The sequence below is a fragment of the Paenibacillus sp. V4I3 genome, from assembly GCF_030817215.1.
In the GTDB taxonomy this organism is placed as follows: Bacteria; Bacillota; Bacilli; order Paenibacillales; family NBRC-103111; genus Paenibacillus_E.
Window position 1 is genome coordinate 670461 of record NZ_JAUSZA010000001.1, and the last position, 15828, is coordinate 686288.

General features: G+C 44.7%; 20 protein-coding genes. 10 read left to right on the plus strand and 10 right to left on the minus strand.

Annotated features, from left to right (window positions below; translation table 11 throughout):
• Window positions 1–120 precede the first annotated feature (120 nt).
• Window positions 121–756, plus strand: a complete 636-nt coding sequence (locus QFZ77_RS03175) for a response regulator (protein WP_307449215.1) — start codon at window positions 121–123, stop codon at window positions 754–756.
• A 45-nt stretch (window positions 757–801) separates the two neighbouring features.
• Here the strand turns inward: QFZ77_RS03175 and lepB are convergent, their stop codons facing one another.
• From lepB to QFZ77_RS03195, 4 genes are all read right to left on the minus strand, one after another.
• Window positions 802–1359: a signal peptidase I gene (gene lepB / locus QFZ77_RS03180; protein WP_307436042.1), complete on the minus strand. Its 558-nt coding sequence runs from the start codon at window positions 1357–1359 to the stop codon at window positions 802–804.
• 17 nt (window positions 1360–1376) lie between these two features.
• Entirely contained in the window at window positions 1377–2078 is a 702-nt protein-coding gene (locus QFZ77_RS03185; RefSeq protein WP_307436044.1) for a hypothetical protein, read from the minus strand.
• A gap of 76 nt (window positions 2079–2154) precedes the next feature.
• The gene (locus QFZ77_RS03190) at window positions 2155–2928 is read right to left on the minus strand and encodes a hypothetical protein (protein ID WP_307436047.1); all 774 of its coding nucleotides are present in this window, start codon (window positions 2926–2928) and stop codon (window positions 2155–2157) included.
• A gap of 75 nt (window positions 2929–3003) precedes the next feature.
• Window positions 3004–3462: a hypothetical protein gene (locus QFZ77_RS03195; RefSeq protein WP_307436050.1), complete on the minus strand. Its 459-nt coding sequence runs from the start codon at window positions 3460–3462 to the stop codon at window positions 3004–3006.
• 225 nt (window positions 3463–3687) lie between these two features.
• Here QFZ77_RS03195 and QFZ77_RS03200 point away from each other — a divergent pair, with 225 nt between their 5' ends.
• The 4 genes from QFZ77_RS03200 to QFZ77_RS03215 all read left to right on the plus strand — a co-directional run bounded on the left by QFZ77_RS03200 (window position 3688) and on the right by QFZ77_RS03215 (window position 5492).
• A complete protein-coding gene (locus tag QFZ77_RS03200) occupies window positions 3688–4095 on the plus strand; it encodes a DUF1761 domain-containing protein (protein ID WP_307436053.1) in 408 nt (135 codons plus the stop codon).
• Window positions 4096–4262: 167 nt separating this feature from the next.
• Entirely contained in the window at window positions 4263–4622 is a 360-nt protein-coding gene (locus tag QFZ77_RS03205; protein WP_307436056.1) for a hypothetical protein, read from the plus strand.
• Window positions 4623–4663: 41 nt separating this feature from the next.
• Window positions 4664–5041 carry a hypothetical protein gene (locus QFZ77_RS03210; protein ID WP_307436060.1) on the plus strand — a complete coding sequence of 126 codons (378 nt, stop codon included), beginning with the start codon at window positions 4664–4666 and terminating at the stop codon, window positions 5039–5041.
• 154 nt (window positions 5042–5195) lie between these two features.
• Window positions 5196–5492 carry a hypothetical protein gene (locus QFZ77_RS03215; RefSeq protein WP_307436063.1) on the plus strand — a complete coding sequence of 99 codons (297 nt, stop codon included), beginning with the start codon at window positions 5196–5198 and terminating at the stop codon, window positions 5490–5492.
• Window positions 5493–5661: 169 nt separating this feature from the next.
• On the opposite strand, the gene QFZ77_RS03220 is transcribed toward QFZ77_RS03215, so the two are convergent.
• From QFZ77_RS03220 to QFZ77_RS03230, 3 genes are read right to left on the minus strand one after another with little or no spacing between them, the layout of a single operon-like run.
• A complete protein-coding gene (locus QFZ77_RS03220) occupies window positions 5662–7089 on the minus strand; it encodes an NAD-dependent malic enzyme (protein ID WP_307436066.1) in 1428 nt (475 codons plus the stop codon).
• A 54-nt stretch (window positions 7090–7143) separates the two neighbouring features.
• Window positions 7144–8571 (minus strand): aspartate ammonia-lyase, encoded by a 1428-nt coding sequence (gene aspA, locus QFZ77_RS03225; RefSeq protein WP_307436070.1) that lies wholly within the window; start codon window positions 8569–8571, stop codon window positions 7144–7146.
• Window positions 8572–8596: 25 nt separating this feature from the next.
• Entirely contained in the window at window positions 8597–9862 is a 1266-nt protein-coding gene (locus QFZ77_RS03230) for a cation:dicarboxylate symporter family transporter (protein WP_307436072.1), read from the minus strand.
• A 229-nt stretch (window positions 9863–10091) separates the two neighbouring features.
• On the opposite strand from QFZ77_RS03230, the gene QFZ77_RS03235 reads away from it, so the two are divergent.
• Window positions 10092–11363: a sensor histidine kinase gene (locus QFZ77_RS03235; RefSeq protein WP_307436075.1), complete on the plus strand. Its 1272-nt coding sequence runs from the start codon at window positions 10092–10094 to the stop codon at window positions 11361–11363.
• Window positions 11364–11367: 4 nt separating this feature from the next.
• Window positions 11368–12297, plus strand: coding sequence for a DNA-binding domain-containing protein (locus QFZ77_RS03240; RefSeq protein WP_307449217.1), 930 nt, complete (start codon window positions 11368–11370; stop codon window positions 12295–12297).
• Window positions 12298–12490: 193 nt separating this feature from the next.
• Here QFZ77_RS03240 and QFZ77_RS03245 read toward each other — a convergent pair whose 3' ends face one another.
• From QFZ77_RS03245 to QFZ77_RS03255, 3 genes are all read right to left on the minus strand, one after another.
• Window positions 12491–12931, minus strand: a complete 441-nt coding sequence (locus QFZ77_RS03245; protein WP_307436077.1) for a DUF6526 family protein — start codon at window positions 12929–12931, stop codon at window positions 12491–12493.
• Window positions 12928–13155 carry a hypothetical protein gene (locus QFZ77_RS03250; protein WP_060646304.1) on the minus strand — a complete coding sequence of 76 codons (228 nt, stop codon included), beginning with the start codon at window positions 13153–13155 and terminating at the stop codon, window positions 12928–12930. The genes QFZ77_RS03245 and QFZ77_RS03250 overlap by 4 nt, the downstream gene beginning before the upstream one ends.
• 76 nt (window positions 13156–13231) lie before the next feature.
• Window positions 13232–13987 carry a GTP pyrophosphokinase gene (locus tag QFZ77_RS03255; protein ID WP_307449220.1) on the minus strand — a complete coding sequence of 252 codons (756 nt, stop codon included), beginning with the start codon at window positions 13985–13987 and terminating at the stop codon, window positions 13232–13234.
• A gap of 246 nt (window positions 13988–14233) precedes the next feature.
• Here QFZ77_RS03255 and QFZ77_RS03260 point away from each other — a divergent pair, with 246 nt between their 5' ends.
• The 3 genes from QFZ77_RS03260 (at window position 14234) to QFZ77_RS03270 (ending at window position 15808) form a co-directional block, all read left to right on the plus strand.
• Window positions 14234–15040, plus strand: coding sequence for a hypothetical protein (locus QFZ77_RS03260; RefSeq protein WP_307436081.1), 807 nt, complete (start codon window positions 14234–14236; stop codon window positions 15038–15040).
• Between the two features lie 103 nt (window positions 15041–15143).
• Entirely contained in the window at window positions 15144–15407 is a 264-nt protein-coding gene (locus QFZ77_RS03265) for an AbrB/MazE/SpoVT family DNA-binding domain-containing protein (RefSeq protein ID WP_307436084.1), read from the plus strand.
• A complete protein-coding gene (locus tag QFZ77_RS03270) occupies window positions 15407–15808 on the plus strand; it encodes a type II toxin-antitoxin system death-on-curing family toxin (protein WP_307436087.1) in 402 nt (133 codons plus the stop codon). Before QFZ77_RS03265 ends, QFZ77_RS03270 begins: the two co-directional genes overlap by 1 nt.
• The last annotated feature ends 20 nt before the right edge of the window (window positions 15809–15828 follow it).

The window sequence follows — 15828 nt, forward strand, 5'->3', positions numbered from 1 at the left end:
TAGCATATTTTGTTATACAATGGAGCCAAATGATAAACGTAGGTAAATAGTAATAGGTATTTGGTACTATTTTAGTATAACATAGCTGAGATCTTTTTGGAGGGAACCCGCTTGGTTAATATGATTATCCTTGATGATCATCCGCTTGTTCGCAAAGGAATTCGTACGATTATATCATCCGGCCAATCGATGAATGTTGTTGGGGAAGCCACGAATGCGAAGGAGGCTCTACGGCTCCTTGAGCAGACAAAGCCTGACCTTGTACTCGTTGATTTAAATTTGGGGCACGAAAATGGACTGGACTTGATTCGAGAGGCTCGACGATCAGGACATACTTGTAAATATATCATTTTAACCTCATCGATAACCCGAAGTGAGCTTCAATTAGCACAATCCTTACAGGTTGAAGGCGTCTGTTTGAAAGAAGCATTTCCCGAAGACTTGTTATATGCGGTTGAAAGCGTTACCCGTGGTCGTAAATACTATGACCCTGTCCTAATGGGATCTATGATGGGTGATAAATCCCGCAGAGAAGAGCAGGAGCTCTCTGAACTAACACCTAAAGAGCTAGAAGTCCTTATGTCTCTGGGCAAGGGATTTTCTAATAAGGAAATCGCCAGCGCCCTCTACATTACAGAGTTTACGGTGAAAAAACATGTGAGTCAGGTGTTAGCTAAATTAGTTTTAGCTGATCGTACGCAAGCCGCCTTATATGCCCTATCCAAAGGACTAGTGCAATTCGAAATGCAGCGATAAATACAAGGAAAGATCCGGCGGGATAACCCGCCGGATCTTTTTGCCTTATAGGTCAAGCGGTTCCGTGATACTATGCATAGGAAGTAACGAGAAGACCGCATAACCTTTCACATCTTTGATATGAACAGGCCCTAATGAAGGATCCCGACTATCCTTGCTCTCACCCAAATTCCGATTATCTCCAACAACGAACAGGTGTCCACTCGGAATCGTCTGCAAAGCCATATCTTCCGACTTCCCAGCTGTATATAGCTCAGGCAGCGGAGTTTCGTTCACGAATATGACACCATCACGAATGAGTACGCGATCCCCTTGAACCGCTATAACACGTTTGATAATGCTAAAACCTAGTCGCTCATCCTTAATGACGACGACATCTCCATATTTGGGCGTTGAAAAGAACAACGATATTTTATTCATCAGCAGCACATTGCCGTTCTGTAGCGAAGGATTCATGGAATTACCCGAAACTCTCGTAAGCCCAATCATGTTATTAATCAAAATAAAGGCCAAAGTCAGGAGTAGAATGAATCGAATCCAACCCCATACTTCACTTTTTTTCTTAATTGCGGGCTGTTTAAGCTCCAAGATTTCTTCCGTCATATCTGCTCTCACCTCAATTATTGTTGGTTGTACGTGACATGAACCACGGTTGCTGGTTTTGGTTGCTGCCCGTAGACATCATCCGTTACTGTTGGCGGCTGTGGCGCAGGTACTGGTACTGGTACTGGTACTGGTACTGGTACTGGTACTGGTACTGGTACTGGTACTGGTGGTTGCATAGGTCCTGCTGGCGCAGGCAGCGGTGTCGGTGCCCCTGGTGGCAGAACTAAGACAACCGGCAGGCTCGGCGTGAACACGAGTGCAGGCGGAACAAAGCTGTTCGCTAATGTATCCATCGCTCCCTGTGCACTATCCACAATGGCTTGGAGCTTATTCAAGATTTGCTGACGATCTTGTGCGGTCTTGATATCCGTGCTGGCGAGCAAAGATTGCGCATACTGTCCAAGAGCCTGAAGACGAATTCGCTTCTGCTCCTCCGTGAATGATTCCAAAATTCTGGAAGATGCTTCGAGTCGAAGCTGCAATTCTTTCTTCAACAGTTCCTTCTGCGTTTCGGTCTCTGACTTCATCGATTGATCCAAGCCTTGGATGACTTGCTCTGTTTTCTTATTGAACCAAGAAGCCATGGAGCCCGCAATATCAATATCCGCATAGGAAATTCCGGCCGACGCCGTAAGTACAACAGTTAAAGAAACAATTCCAGCTGCGACAATCCGTTTGGATTTCAGGTTGCGTTGCTTTTCATTTCTGGTGACCATTTTAATTCCTCCTTCTCCTCTTAGTGAATAAAAGTAAGCTTGAGGCCCCGTCACCGGGACCTGTTCGCCTATGTTATTATTTCAATCCGTTGATTACGATATTTTCCAATGCTGTTTTACCAGCAGCTTCAAGGGAAACACCTTTTTCATTGATACCTTTTTTGTTTGCTTCTTCCAAAGAATCAGCAAGTGCTTGAAGTTCTGCTAATTTAGCTGTGATTTTTGCAGCTAAGTTGTCTTTAATTTCTTGGGATGCAGCTGTTCTTTCAGCAGCAAGCAACGTGTTCAGTTCTGTTTTTGTAGCTTCAATCTTCGTAGTCAAAGCTGTTGCTGCTTGAGTTTGAGTTGTACCTACAGCCGTAGTCAGGTTGTTGATGGATGTTTTTCCTTGATCATTAACATCTTTTTTGATGTCTGCTTTGCCAACTTCGCCAAGTCCAATTACAGCAAGATTATTCCAGAAGTTTGCAGTATCTACAACATTGTCATACTCTCCTGGCATGCTGCCTTTAATGCTTGTGTTTTTACTGTCGATAGCAGTCGTGTATGTGTTCAATTGACCGTTAATGGAACCTTGTACACGAGTCGTTTCAGCTGTTCCTGCTGTTTTCACATCGTTAACTGCTGTAGTATTAATATTTTTGTAATCCGTAACCATTTTTTCTTTGTTAGCAGCTACATAGCTTGCAACGTCTCCAGCGATTAATCCTTTTGTGATGGCTGATGCTGAGGAGTACCAGCTTTGAAGTTGGCCACCAGCGTCTGTTGCTGCGAATGCTGTACCCATACCTGCTACTAAACCTGTTGCAATAACACCAATTGCTAATTTACTTTTCAATGCTTTCATCATTCATCAATCTCCCTTTAAATAGTATATTGTTTCATTGCGCTCACCTGAAGTGAACCCATAACTCACCATGACTGACTAGTTGCCCAGCTTCGACGTTAATCCTTGAATCGTTTCCTGAGCCCATTGATCGATTTCACGGTCATTCGCACTTTTCGAAGCACTTACGTACTTGTCGAAATCTGCCGCTGCACCCGTCTTAGCAAGCTCTGCCGCGCTTTCGATTTGACTAACATAGAATTGGCGAGCCGCTTCTATGCTGCCGATTGCGTTATGACTAATGTCATCTGCCATCTTCTTCAAGTTGGCATTTGCCTTGGATGCCGATTCATTCACCGATACGCTCAAGGATTGAGAAGCTTCGTCCAACCCTTGTTGGACCATAGAATTCACTTCTTTCGTCCCCTGCTGGAAACTTGCTTTATACCAATTTTGCAGAGGCGTACTTACATCAGAGTAGGCGTAAGCCGTACCCATAACGAGGAAAGTTGAGAGGCCCAATGAAACGATCATCACTTTGCGTTTCAAACGAATCATCGTGCTGCCCTGCCTCCTTCTTGTTCTGATCTCGCTTACAAACCTATTGTATCCCGCCATACGATTCGTGACTTCGTCCTTTAGAGTAATTTATGCCTACTACTTTCGCAGTGTTTAATGGTATACTTTCGTACCAGATGTTTTTATAAATAAGCTTTTACAACCAAGAAACTACACGATACAATGCTCCTAACACCTAATCCACTATTAATGGGGGCTACAATCTTGAATCTATTAGAAGTGAACTACCTTGCCGTACTTGTGGCGACATTAAGTACCATGGTACTTGGTTTCCTGTGGTATTCGCCAGTCTTATTCGGAAACGCATGGGTCAAGCTGCGAAATATGAAAATGGAAGAGATGAAAGGCGGAGGCCCCATCACTTACATCCTCACGGCACTAACCGCATTAGGGGGCGCCTTTATCTTGGCACTTCTCTTGACGCTTGTCAGTGAGACAACTTGGTTGACAGGGCTTACGATAGGCCTACTTATCGGGCTGAGCATTTCGCTGAAAATCGGGATGAATTATTTATTTGAGAATAGCAAGCTGCAGTTGTATTTCATTACCATCGGCTACCACTTGGTATCCTATTTGATTGCTGGCATTATCATTGGAGCCTGGCAGTCTTAATGTTATTTAGATAGACTCAAAAGAGCGCCTCCCCGGGGAGACGCTCTTTTTTTATTGCCTCTAACTTGTTTCAAAATCGTCTAAATCGTTTATTCAGGTATATCCCCCCATTCCACTTGGCATTTACTCGAATATACTGGAGCACAAGATCTTTGGGGGTGGAGATAGTGCTTCAACTTAATGGAATCGTTGGCGGTAGCTCACCAATCTCGGTTGGCGTTGGGAAAACGATACTGCTGCAGCAAATACTTATTCGTGTAAAAAGTAAACAAAAGTTAATTTTGAGGGATATCAACTTCTTGTTTAACAACGAGGCCTTTGCTATCAAAATAGAGGCAGAACCTTCGCCGGGCGTCTTTATAGCCAGAGGGGGAGCTGGTGATTTAACGCCTCGTAAAGTATTAGTTAATAATACAACTGGCGAGGATTTGCTTATATTTCTACTCGTAAGTGCTGTAAATAAAGCCAAGAACTCACGATCCTTGAGTCGTTCAGATAGTTGGCACATGACCTTTGTACGGCGATAAGCATGATGACCAAATGTTTGATCAGTAGAAAAGAGGATACAATGAACCGGAAGCAAATGCTCCTGATCAGTACAATGGCCCTTACCTTAAGCATGGGTGGAACCACATGGATTGATCCTTTAAGAGTTAGTCCAATTGCAAATAAACAGAATACTGTTCCTATAAAAGAAGATCTGCTGCATGTACTGGGGCTGTCCTCAGAGGAAGACATTTACATTGCCCAGTATAATGGGTTATCTCTTGCAGATATTGCCGAAGCCAACAAGGTTGACGTTCAGAAGGTCATTGAGCTTCAATTAGCAGAGTTAACCGAGCAATTAAATTTACGGCTGTCCAGCGGCAGCATTACGCCTAAGCAATATGAAGCACAACGTGCAGAATTACCTGAAATTATTATCAAAAGTGTATACGCCATGTGATAAACGACTCCGTCATCCTACAGGGACAACCGTGTTTGACAACTAAAAAAGCGCCCGCTTGGGCGCTTTTTTATGTTACTAACTTGTTGTGAATACATATCTATGTCACTATCAAATAAAGAGAAGCTCATTAGGAAAGGACTACGACTTGATCATGAATTTTCATCAACTTATTATCGTACGTCGCGGACACATCACGATACTTGGCCATGATCAAGAACCAACCGTTTGTTCACAAGCCTATGCCTGCCATCCGGATCAAGGTGCCTATTCCATCCAAGTTCCCAAAACCAAAACCGCGGAGTACGTTATCATCACTTACCGAATGCTCCCTGACGGAAATACATGGACTTTACAAGGCCAACTCACCACGCTCAGCGAGATCAAAATTCACATAGCCGATGTAGATAACCGGAAATACCCACCGCAGCTCAAGTCCCACCAAACCTAGAAACTAGAACCAGTCCGGAGATAAGCGGAATTAAGATCTTCATGAGGCTTTCCAACCGAACCTTCGGGGAGTATCGCTGAAAAAGGATTCCCGCGCTCCAGAAACGGAACGGTTCTATGCGATGACGATTTCCTTTCAGATCATCTCTTTAAGGCGAACAGTGACAGATCTACTCCTTATTGGGATCTCTCATGCTCTTGCGTGCCACCCCTGTACGATAGGCAGCTTCAACAACAGCCTCCCTTACCTTTTCAACCACTTTCTGGTTGAAAACGCTCGGGATAATATAAGTCTCGTTCAATTCTTCATCGGTTACGACGGATGCAATGGCCTGAGCAGCCGCCAGCTTCATTTCCTCATTAATCTCACTCGCCCTGCAATCCAAAGCGCCACGGAAAATACCGGGAAAACAAAGAACGTTATTGATTTGATTCGGCTTATCAGATCTCCCTGTAGCCATCACTCTCACATATGGCTTGGCAAGCTCAGGATCGATCTCCGGCATTGGGTTCGCCATCGCGAAGACAATGGGGTCCCTCGCCATGGATCGGACATCATTTACCGTTAAAATGTTCGGAGCGGAAACGCCAATGAATACATCCGCATGCTGGATAACGTCGGACAAGCTCCCTGCTTCCAAGTTCGGATTCGTCATTTGGGCAAACTCGGTCCAATGCGCATTGTCGTACTGTGTATTTCGGTTAATAGCGCCATAGCGGTCCACTCCGATCAAGTTACGCACTCCGGCGGCTAGCAGCATCTTAGAGCAAGCGATACCTGCAGCCCCAATGCCGTTAACAACAACTTTAATGTCCGACATTTGTTTACCCGTTATTTTCAACGCATTCAACAAACCGGCCAGCAGCACGACTGCTGTGCCGTGTTGGTCATCATGAAACACGGGAATATCGAGTTCACGCTTCAGCCGTTCTTCGATCTCAAAGCAGCGAGGCGACGATATGTCCTCTAGATTGATGCCTCCGAACGCCGGAGCTATCGCTTTGATGATGCTGACGATTTCGTCCGGGTCCTTCGTGTCAAGGCAGATGGGGAATGCATCCACGCCCGCGAATTGTTTGAACAGCATCGCCTTGCCTTCCATCACCGGCATCGCGGCCAACGGTCCGATGTCGCCAAGCCCAAGTACAGCCGTACCGTCGGATACCACCGCGATCATATTCCGTTTGATCGTCAGCAAATAGGCTTTGCTTGGCTCTTCCGCAATAGCGGTACAAATTTGAGCGACCCCAGGGGTGTACACCCGGGACAAATCGTCACGGTTTTTGACTGGAATTTTCGAATTTATCTCAATCTTCCCACCTAAGTGGACAAGGAAGGTCCGGTCCGATACGTGAATCACCTTTACACCGCTTAAACTTTGAAGAGACTCGCCGATAAGCTGGCTATGTGTTTGATCGAAAACATTCACAGTAATATCGCGGACAGTACTCGTGCGACCAGAAGAAATGACGTCTATGCCTACAATGTCTCCCCCTGTCTTTTCAATGGTAGCAGCGATATCGCCGAGCGAGGTTAACTCTTTATCGATTTGAAGCCGAAATATCATATACGTTGTTGCACCGCTTGGAACTGACATGTTCCTGTTCACACTCCCTTTAATTTTGCTCTAATCGAGCCTTTCCTTTTAGCTTTATTGCTTGCCTTCCAGCAGCTCAGCTCCCGCGATCCCGGGGTTTGTCATCTCATACGGATCGAGAATAATCTGCAATTCCTCTTCCGTCAGAACATTGTAGATCAGACAGAGCTCTCTAACAGGCTTTCCTGTTAAAATGGCTTCACGCGCAATTCGGGCCACCACTTCATAGCCGAGATGTGGATTAAGCGCCGTAATCACGCCTACACTTTGTTCCACATATTGTTTGCAGCGCTCCTCATTAGCTTCGATCCCTTCCAAACAATGCACGCGGAATGCTTGGAATACCTGATTCATCATGCTAAGCGATTGCAATAAATTGAACACCAGCACAGGCTCCATCACATTAAGTTCAAGCTGTCCCGCCTCGGACGCCAGACATATCGTGTGGTCGTTGCCTATGACTTGGAATGCTACTTGATTGACGACCTCCGCCATCACTGGATTCACCTTGCCAGGCATAATAGAAGAGCCCGGTTGGCGCGCAGGCAGCTGAATCTCCCCGAGCCCGGCGCGAGGTCCTGAAGCGAGCAATCGCAAGTCGTTGGCAATCTTGGACATATTGATCATGCACACCTTCAATGCAGACGACACTTCGGTGTAAGCATCCGTATTCTGCGTCGCATCCACCAGATGCTCGGCATTGATAAGCGGTAGTCCACTCAGCTCGGCGAGCACTTCCACAACCCGCTTAATGTAGCGTGGATCTGCATTTAGGCCAGTTCCAACGGCTGTTGCGCCCATGTTGACTTCATATAAATGATCACGTGTTTGCTTAATCCGCTTAATATCGCGAGCCAGCACCCGGCTATATGCCTCAAACTCCTGTCCCAGTCGAATGGGTACGCCGTCCTGCAAATGGGTCCGGCCCATTTTGATAATACCGTCGAATTGAACGGCTTTGATGCAAAACGCCTCGAGCAGCTCTTCCATCGTCACAAGCAGCTTCTCAATCTGAGAGAGTGCGGCAATATGAATCGCGGTCGGAAACGCATCATTGGTTGACTGAGCCATATTCACATGTGTATTGGGACTTACTGCAAAATAATCTCCCTTAGTACCCCCGAGCAGCTCGATAGCACGATTGGCGATGACCTCGTTGGCATTCATGTTAATGGACGTACCTGCTCCGCCTTGTATCGGATCGACGATGAATTGATCGTGCCATTTACCATCTATAATCTCCTGTGCCGCTTGAACGACAGCATTCCCGATTCGAGGGTTCAACTGCCTGATCTCCATGTTCGCTACTGCTGCCGCTTTTTTCACAGTCGCCATCGAACGAATTAATTCTTCATGAATGCGGTAACCTGTTATCGGAAAGTTTTCGACTGCACGCAGTGTTTGAATCCCGTAATAAGCATCTATAGGCACTTCCTTTGAACCAAGAAAATCTTTTTCCACCCTTAACTGAGCTGTTGTCATTGTCTTATCCCCCAAGTGATTTCAATTACGCAGCTTTTTTAACAGATTCTACATATTGCTTGCCTTTTTTCTTATCGTACTGCCCTTCCCACTTCGCCATGACAACCGCGGCAATGGAATTGCCGATCACATTGACTGCCGTGCGGGCCATATCCAGAATACGGTCAATTCCTGCGATAAAAGCAAGTCCTTCGAGCGGAATCCCAACCGATCCCAGCGTAGCCAGCAGCACGATAAATGATGCACCCGGCACACCAGCAATTCCTTTGGATGTGAGCATAAGAGCAAGCATCAAGGTGATCTGAGCGCTGATCGACATGTCAATGCCATACATTTGAGCAATAAATAGAGCAGCTATGGCTTGATACAGCGTAGAGCCGTCCAGGTTGAACGAGTAGCCCGTAGGAATGACAAAAGAGGTGATAGCCTTCGGTACACCGAATTTCTCCATTTTCTCCATCATCTTAGGCATTGCCGTTTCGGAGCTTGCTGTAGAGAAAGCGAGGATCAGCTCGTCTTTTAGAATGCGAATAATGGTCATTACACTGGTGCCGCAAAGCTTCGAGATCAAGCCGAGCACGACGAACACGAACAGGAACATCCCAAGGTACACAGCAAGCACCAGCTTACCCAGTGGAACCAAGGAGCCTACCCCGAATTTGGAAACCGTCACACCAATCAATCCGAAAACACCAAGCGGTGCGAATTTCATAATTTGGTTGGTCACCCAAAACATCGATTCTGAGAGTCCCTGAAAGAAGGATAAAACCGGCTTCCCTTTCTCACCAACTGCGGCAATACCCAAGCCAAGAAATACCGAGAAGAAAATAATGGCCAGCATATCACCTGCAACAAAAGATTCAAACACGTTTCTCGGAACGATATTGACGAACGTATCAATGAAGCTATGGTTGGTCATCTTCTCCGTCGCTTCGACGTACTTGTTAATATCCGTCTTGGCAAGCGCAGACATATTGACGCCCGCTCCAGGCTTCAACAGATTGGCCACGACTAATCCAAAAATAATGGCGATCGTCGTTACGATTTCAAAATAAAGAATCGTCTTTCCGCCGAGCTTGCCCAGCCTTTTCATATCCCCAACGCCCGCTACTCCGACAACAAGCGAAGAAACGACGATAGGAACGACAATCATTTTAATCAAACGGATGAAAATATCGCCCAATGGCTTTAAGTAGCTCTCAACAGTTGGGTTTCCAAAAAATATAGCTCCTACGATAATCCCCAAAATGAGACCAAACAAAATTTGAAATGCTAATCCGAACTTTTTCATGATGATTCCCCCTCTTGTTAAGCGCTTTCTTTTTCATGAAAGCTTTTGGTGGCGCTTTAATAGTTTTCATCTTAGCGGGGAATCTACAGAAAGCTAGACGAATCTACAATTTCTCATTAAATTTTTCAAAATATATTCGTGTGTAAAAGCAATCTATAGGTATTGAAGGAATAACGCAAACTATGTCGAATGACTTTTACTTCATGTGAGAAGGAGGGAACAAGACACTTTGAAGGAAAAATGGTTCCTGCTAATACTCATGATTATTTCGGTTCCCATCGCAGGGGAGTTGAATTTCTATCCGTTTCGAGATGAGTTTCGGGTCAGCTTAGGCACCCCCACCTTCTTCCTTTTCCTGTTGTGGCTGCGGACTCCTTCCCCGTATATCTCAGGTCTTCTTGTCGGGATATCGGTTGCAATCTTTCGCACAGGGCTTCAGGCGTTCCTTAACTCGGATTGGAACTGGTCCGCTTCCTTTCATCATCATTATCCAGTATTCTTCTACTACCTGACCTATGGAATCGTCTTCACGGCGGTTCGTATGAACCGGCATCATAATCGGCCTCTTATAGTCGGCTTTCTAGGCGTTTCGATTGAAATTGCCGCGACGTCGGCGGAACTACTATTTCGATATACATCCATCACCGAGATGACTTCACTTACCACCTGGAATCAGATTGCCTTAATTGCTTTTTTTCGCAGTTTTTTCGTACTAGGAATTTTCAATATCGTGAAGTTGCGACATTCGAGGGCAGCCGAAGAGCAGCAGCGCAAAGAAAACGAGAAGATGCTCATGCTTATTTCCGAGCTATATGAAGAATCTATTCAGTTGAAGAAAACGCTGCACAATGCGGAATATATAACGCGGGTTAGCTATGAACTGTATCGGTCTTTAAAGGATGTACATCAACCAGGGCTTGATGACCTGTCGCAAAAAGCGCTCCGAATCGCCGGTCAGGTTCATGAAATCAAAAAAGATAATCAGCGGATTTATGCGGGGTTGTCCGGATTAATTTCACATGATAGCGATTACATGCCGATGGATGAATTGGTTGGAATCGTCTTACGTTCTAATGAGAAATATGCCAGATCCCTCAGCAAGAAGATTGCATTCTCGCTGAAGAACGATGGCGAATTCCCATTATGTCACGTGTATGCCACCCTATCCTTACTCAATAACCTAGTGACTAATGCCGTTGAAGCAATTCGGGAATCGGGCTATATCAGGATTAGCGTGATACGAAGCGGAGATGATATCGTTATCAGTGTAATTGATAACGGTCCGGGTATTGCGCCTAAACATCAGGATCGAATCTTCATGCCAGGGTTTACTATGAAATACGATGAATCCGGCAACCCTTCTACAGGTATAGGACTCGCTTACGTGAAACAAGAAGTCGAGCTGCTTCATGGAACCATACGAGTTCAAGCCGGAAGTGACGGGGTTGGTGCTAATTTCATCATCACTTTGCCAGTGAGCCAGATAGGAAAGGAGGAATAGCATGATGCGTTTTTTTATTATCGATGACGATCCGGCCGTACGTTCCATGCTGGAGCTAATTATTGAGGATGAGGATTTGGGAAGCGTAGTAGGTGAAGCCCCAGATGGGGCGCACATTGACAGCGATCTACTTGCCCTCATGCAAGTAGATATCGTTCTTATCGATTTATTGATGCCTGATCGTGACGGCATAGAAACCGTGCGTGAGATTTCCGGTAACTTCGAAGGCAAAATCATCATGATTTCTCAAGTAGAGTCGAAGGAAATGATTGGGTTGGCTTATTCCTGTGGAATTGAATATTACATCACGAAACCGATCAACCGATTGGAATTAATCGCCGTTATTCGTAAGGTTTCCGAGCTGCTTCGGCTGCACCAATCCATAAGAAACATTCAGAAATCACTAAGTGCCCTCGGCATTAACGGTGCCCTTACGGAGAAAGATTCGTCTTCCAGTGCAAAAACAATAGTAACAAGCGGGAATTATGTCTTATCCGACCTTGGATTAATCGGTGAGTCCGGCTGCAAGGACTTATTGGAGATGCTTGATTATCTGTATCGTACCGATATGAAACATCCGCTCGCGCTTAACTTTCCGCCGCTTCATGAAATTTTTCAAAAAGTCGCCGAAAAAAAAATAGCCCCCTCAGCCTCCGGAAGCGATTTGAGAAAAGAAGTCAAGGCAGCCGAGCAGCGGGTACGCCGGACTGTGAACCAAGCGCTAACAAACCTTGCCTCCCTGGGATTGATTGATTATTCGAATCCGAAGTTTGAGGAATACTCAAATAAATTTTTTGACCTAAGCGATATCCGCAAAAGAATGAGGGAACTGGAGAACAAGGAAGATGAATCTCAGAGTATAATCCGACAAAATACAAAAAAGTTTATTCAGGTGCTTTATTTGGAAGCCAAAAAATTGATTAGCCAGCTGTGAGGAAGTTCCGTATAATTTGACCCGGAATATTCAATCAGGGAGTCAGTAATCGATCGCAAAAAAAAATGGCAGAGCAAGAATAAACCTTGCACCACCATTTTTCTGCTTTTCTAACATTCTTGACAATCGAACTATCTCTCGAGCGAAATCATTCTACTTTCGAGGCAGCTCCTTTCACTATAAAGGAGCGGCACTATACTCGGTAGTTATCGCTTCTCCAGCTCCTGATCGACTTTTTGATCGCGTCAGGTGCCAACTGCTCCGCGGCAGCCTTCTTACAAAGTGTAGGAAACTCCTCATCGGAAGCAAAGCGTAGAGCCGCAATTTGCCCTATCGTGAGCTTGGCATCCAACAGCTTCTGGGTCAACACATAGTGCCTTAGATTCTCTTCTGCCCGTATCGCGCGATCCTGCGCTTTTAACGGATAGGACCGTACAAGCAGGAATACAATGACTAAAATGATAGAAATGAGCAGAAAAATAACCGCGGGCAGTATGTCTACCCCGGATTGCACTGACCTAACGAGCTGGATAAGTGATAAAATCACTAAACCCAGCGCCAGCACACTGTAAACAAAGTGAAACAGCGGATGCATTCTACGATGATTCGCATAGTTTTGATGTCCGTTACTCATAATTTCTCTACGATTTCATCGATCTCACTTTTTAATAACAGGTAGCGATGAACACTTCTCATAATTGGCACTTTGGTTAACTTGTTTTTGTCCACATACAGTTTCATCTGATCTTTAGAAAGACCTAATGATTCTCCTGCTTCCATAACGGTTAGTACTTCTTCATTACTTGTAGCGTTGAACGTTGACTTCACTTTCTGATTCCAGTCTTCAAAAGTATTCATTTACACGCACCCTTCTAATTCCGTTACATTGATTATACCACAGAAATTAAAAGAGGCATCATCCAATTAGCGGATACTACTTCACATCCTCATCATTTAAAAGCTCCAGCAGCGCTTGTGGCAGAGCAAATTGCTGATTGTTAATAATAATTCGATTCAACTTATCGTCCATTGTTTCCGATTGCTCTTCTTTAATAACTTCAATTTCGGCATGCAAGCGTTCCATTTGCAGATCCAAGGCTGACGCGGCTGCAGCCGCTTGCTTTAATTCATCCAGAAGCCGCGCTGGTACAGCTTGATTGCCTTGATTGAACTTATAATAGATTTTATGCTCCAAACTGGCCCAAAAGTCCATCGCAATCGTTCGAATCTGAACTTCGATGCACACACTTTCTAATCGATCCGACATATGTACAGGCACTTCGATGATCAAATGAAGACTTTGGTACCCATTAGGCTTCGGGTTCTTAATATAATCCTTCTCATCCAGTACTTTAAGGTCGCCTTGACTCTTCAGCATCTGGCTTATGACATAAATATCAGAGACAAACGAACACGTAATCCGCATACCTGCAATGTCCTTAATGCTCTCCTTAATCCCTGAGAACGAGAGGTCGCCTCCCTTTCTATTGAGCTTGTGAAAGATGCTTTCCGGTGACTTCAAGCGAGATTTGGTATGTTCAATCGGATTATATTCATGCAGCATTTCGAATTCCTGCACGAGAATTTCAATTCTAGTCTCTATTTCATCCAGTGCAAACTTATACGTCATCATAAATCGTGTCAGTTCGTTTTTGAATCGTTTTAAATCATTGATCGAAAGTTGATTCATCATGATTGTTCCATCCTTTGGTCGTGGTTATTTTACCAGTCCTAGCTAGTGTAATTCACATGTATCACTTGGCGCAAATTTGGTGTTCTATTGACATCTTCCGTGGCGTCTTGGTATAGTACTCCTATCATATTCGAGTGAATACTTACGACGGAAGCACCCGTAAGATAAGGCCGATGGCCTTTCTTGCAGGTGCTTTTTTTGTTGTATTCACATCACACTTTCAAATTTGAAGGAGGTTGTCTATTGAAAAATTTTACCGCTTTGCTCACCGCTTTAGCCCTCGCCTCTGCTATTCCAGCCGAGTTAGCTTCAGCCGCTTCATTCGAAATCACAACCACGATTCAATCCTCTCTCGACAAAACGATTGCCGCCGCGACTCAAACCCAAGCCAGTAAAATCAGTTCGCTATACACCGAATTCCTCAACCTTCAGAAGCAAGAACAGGACTGGGAAGCCAAGATCAATACGCTACATAGCAGAAATAAGGATACATCGGCAGAGCTTAGCAAACAGGCCAAAGATATCGATTCCGCCAAATTGGCGAAATTGGAGGAGGAGATCTCGCGAACAAGAGCTCGGCATCAGCCCTTATTATCTCAGTACGCCGCGTTAAACAAACAAATCGAAGCCGCCCGAGCACTGAAAAGCAAGAGCTTGAGCGCCCTGCTAAGATTCCAAGCTGCTGCTATGAAAATCCCCGTACAACTAGCTCGTATGGATATAAGCGCCAAAGTAAAAGCTTCCCAAGCTGCTAAAGACAAAGCATCCAAAGCGACGAAAAAAATCCGCAGCAGCCTGAATGACATTGACCCCATAAACGTACAGATCAAAGCTAAGCAAGGTGCTATCAAAACGATCCAAAACAGCCTCTCCCCGATATGGACCGCATTTAAACAAGGAGCAAAAAAAGAAGATACGAATGCTGTTCAAAGCTCACTCACCTCCATGATTTCTCTTTCACGCCAAATGAATGCAGAAAAAGAAAGCATCTTCAAGCTTGAAACGAAGATAAGTGATGCACTCACTGCGATTAAGGCTCAAATTCCGTAGGACAGATTCGTTGATATTTTGCACATAGGGCTATTCCAATATAACTTGTATAATTGTATAATTGTTATAACAACTGAATAAGATAGTAAGGAGTTGATTATATATGAGCAAGGTGATGGACATGGAGCGTAAGGTTTCGAAATTCGGCAATAGTCTCGGCATAACGATGACGGATGCTCTTAAGCAAATTGGTCTTGAAGTTGGTGATACCGTAAAAATTGATGTGCGAGAAAACGATGGAGAAATCGTCATCAAGAAAGTAAACAAAGTTGCTCTTCCCACTGGGATTAGTCCCGACTTTCTTGACACACTCTCTCAAGTCATGGAGGAGTATGACGAAACATTGAAAGGTTTAAAAGATAGATAATGAACACAATTCGCTATTTGACCACACAAGAAGCCATAGCAATTAATGTTGCTGTCATTCAAAAATATAGTTTTGGCGAACATATAGGTGTAAAAGATAGCCATATGCTGGAGTCTGCTTTATTGCGCCCGCAATCATCAGCCTTTGGAGATGATGCTTATCCCAGCATCTATCAAAAAGCAGCAGCTTTGTTCGAATCCTTGGGACAAAATCACCCCTTTCAAAATGCGAACAAACGTACAGCCTTTACAGCACTAGTCATCTTTCTCCGTTACAACGGTTATCGTTTCTCGATGAACAACAAAGCTGCGGAAGATTTGACAGTAGATATGGTTAACCACAGATATGCTTTCGATGATGTAGCTGAGATAATCAGGAGTCATTCGGTGCCCATTGAATAATGGCGCTTTCAAAAGTAATA

Excerpts from the sequence above, each read along its gene's own strand:
- QFZ77_RS03175 (WP_307449215.1), top strand. The coding sequence starts at position 121 with ATGATTATCCTTGATGATCATCCGCTTGTTCGCAAAGGAATTCGTACG.
- lepB (WP_307436042.1), bottom strand. The coding sequence starts at position 1,359 with ATGACGGAAGAAATCTTGGAGCTTAAACAGCCCGCAATTAAGAAAAAA.
- QFZ77_RS03185 (WP_307436044.1), bottom strand. The coding sequence starts at position 2,078 with ATGGTCACCAGAAATGAAAAGCAACGCAACCTGAAATCCAAACGGATT.
- QFZ77_RS03190 (WP_307436047.1), bottom strand. The coding sequence starts at position 2,928 with ATGATGAAAGCATTGAAAAGTAAATTAGCAATTGGTGTTATTGCAACA.
- QFZ77_RS03195 (WP_307436050.1), bottom strand. The coding sequence starts at position 3,462 with ATGATTCGTTTGAAACGCAAAGTGATGATCGTTTCATTGGGCCTCTCA.
- QFZ77_RS03210 (WP_307436060.1), top strand. The coding sequence starts at position 4,664 with ATGAACCGGAAGCAAATGCTCCTGATCAGTACAATGGCCCTTACCTTA.
- QFZ77_RS03215 (WP_307436063.1), top strand. The coding sequence starts at position 5,196 with ATGAATTTTCATCAACTTATTATCGTACGTCGCGGACACATCACGATA.
- QFZ77_RS03220 (WP_307436066.1), bottom strand. The coding sequence starts at position 7,089 with ATGTCAGTTCCAAGCGGTGCAACAACGTATATGATATTTCGGCTTCAA.
- aspA (WP_307436070.1), bottom strand. The coding sequence starts at position 8,571 with ATGACAACAGCTCAGTTAAGGGTGGAAAAAGATTTTCTTGGTTCAAAG.
- QFZ77_RS03230 (WP_307436072.1), bottom strand. The coding sequence starts at position 9,862 with ATGAAAAAGTTCGGATTAGCATTTCAAATTTTGTTTGGTCTCATTTTG.
- QFZ77_RS03240 (WP_307449217.1), top strand. The coding sequence starts at position 11,368 with ATGCGTTTTTTTATTATCGATGACGATCCGGCCGTACGTTCCATGCTG.
- QFZ77_RS03245 (WP_307436077.1), bottom strand. The coding sequence starts at position 12,931 with ATGAGTAACGGACATCAAAACTATGCGAATCATCGTAGAATGCATCCG.
- QFZ77_RS03250 (WP_060646304.1), bottom strand. The coding sequence starts at position 13,155 with ATGAATACTTTTGAAGACTGGAATCAGAAAGTGAAGTCAACGTTCAAC.
- QFZ77_RS03255 (WP_307449220.1), bottom strand. The coding sequence starts at position 13,987 with ATGAATCAACTTTCGATCAATGATTTAAAACGATTCAAAAACGAACTG.
- QFZ77_RS03265 (WP_307436084.1), top strand. The coding sequence starts at position 15,144 with ATGAGCAAGGTGATGGACATGGAGCGTAAGGTTTCGAAATTCGGCAAT.
- QFZ77_RS03270 (WP_307436087.1), top strand. The coding sequence starts at position 15,407 with ATGAACACAATTCGCTATTTGACCACACAAGAAGCCATAGCAATTAAT.